Genomic DNA, 1258 nt, shown 5'->3' with positions numbered 1-1258 from the left:
TGTTCTGGTCAAACGATACTGGACACGGTTATAGGGTTTAGGTCATTTCTCATGCTGCCAAGGCTTCCATTGCTACCGGAGTCCGATATCCGTTGTGACTGTGCAGCCTGATCCGATTGTAATAATGGGTCAGGTAGCGCAACACATCGGTACTAGCCTCATCTTCGTTTCGGTAGCCAGCCTTGGGTATCCATTCAGATTTCAAACTGCCAAAGAAACGCTCCATCGGGGCGTTATCCCAGCAGTTTCCTCGTCGACTCATGCTTTGTTTTATGCGCATGTCCGCCAGCATTTCACGAAATACTTTACTGCTGTAATGACAGCCCTGATCCGAATGGAACATTAGGTTTTCAGGGCGTCCTCGCGACTCGAAAGCCATCTTTAACGCTCGACAGGTCAGAGCTGAATCCGGACTTCTGGACATCGCCCAGCCGACGATGCGCCGGGCATGCAGATCAAGTACAGCAGCCAGATAAACCCAGTAAGTACCGGCCCAAATGTAAGTCACGTCGCCACACCACACTCGATTGGGGACCTCGACATTGAATTTACGCTCCAAATGATTGGGGGCGTATTGCGCCTCCGCACCGCTGGGTTTGTAACGATGCCTGCGCCGTTGCTGACTCTTCAACCCGAGCTCGCGCATCAGGCTACGAGCCATGTAACGACCCACCGACTCTTTTTCGTTACATAGCGCCTTTGACAGGCTGCGCGCGCCCATTGAGCCGCGACTTTGCTCATGTAATTCAGCAGCTTTGATCTTTAGGCGATTGCGCCCGTCATCTACTTTCGCCCGCTGTTTCAGACGCTCGTAATAACTGCTGCGGTTGATTCCAAATACAACGCACAACTCGGATCTTGAATATTGCTCGCTTAACTCCTCGACCAGCCTTACCGATCGAGGGAATCCGACATCAAGAGAGCTGTAGCCTTTTTTAAAATTTCCTTCTCGCGCTCAATCCGTCGAATTGTTGCTTCCAGTTCCTGGATGCGTTGTTGGTCAACGGTCATGGCCTTGGACTTCTCAGGCGTCTTGCCGCTGCGCTCCGCACGCAGTTGCTCAACCCAGCGACGCAGAGCTGTAGGGCCCACGCCCATTGCTTCGCAGGCTTCACTCACCGAATAGTCTTTATCCAAAACCAGGCAAGCCGCATCCCGTTTGAAATCTGTCGAAAAATATCGTCTGGTCAAATCACACCTCGTCTATGGGCGTAGATTACCGCCCTTTAGGGGTGTCCAGAATCATTAAGCCAGATCA

At 52.0% G+C, this 1258-nt stretch carries 1 protein-coding gene; it reads right to left on the bottom strand.

Annotated features, from left to right (window positions below; genetic code table 11):
- Positions 1-49: 49 nt before the first annotated feature.
- Positions 50-1191 (bottom strand): IS3 family transposase gene (locus tag DCO47_RS26795; protein WP_371919907.1). Its coding sequence is split into 2 segments (ribosomal slippage): positions 50-930 and positions 930-1191, totalling 1143 coding nucleotides; the frame shifts between segments, so codons are not numbered across the junction.
- Between the last annotated feature and the right edge of the window lie 67 nt (positions 1192-1258).

It is taken from the genome of Pseudomonas sp. NDM (genome assembly GCF_003105095.1).
Taxonomy (GTDB): domain Bacteria; phylum Pseudomonadota; class Gammaproteobacteria; order Pseudomonadales; family Pseudomonadaceae; genus Aquipseudomonas; species Aquipseudomonas moraviensis_A.
Note: the sequence above shows the minus strand (reverse complement) of the source record. Positions and strands in the feature narration are given on the sequence as shown.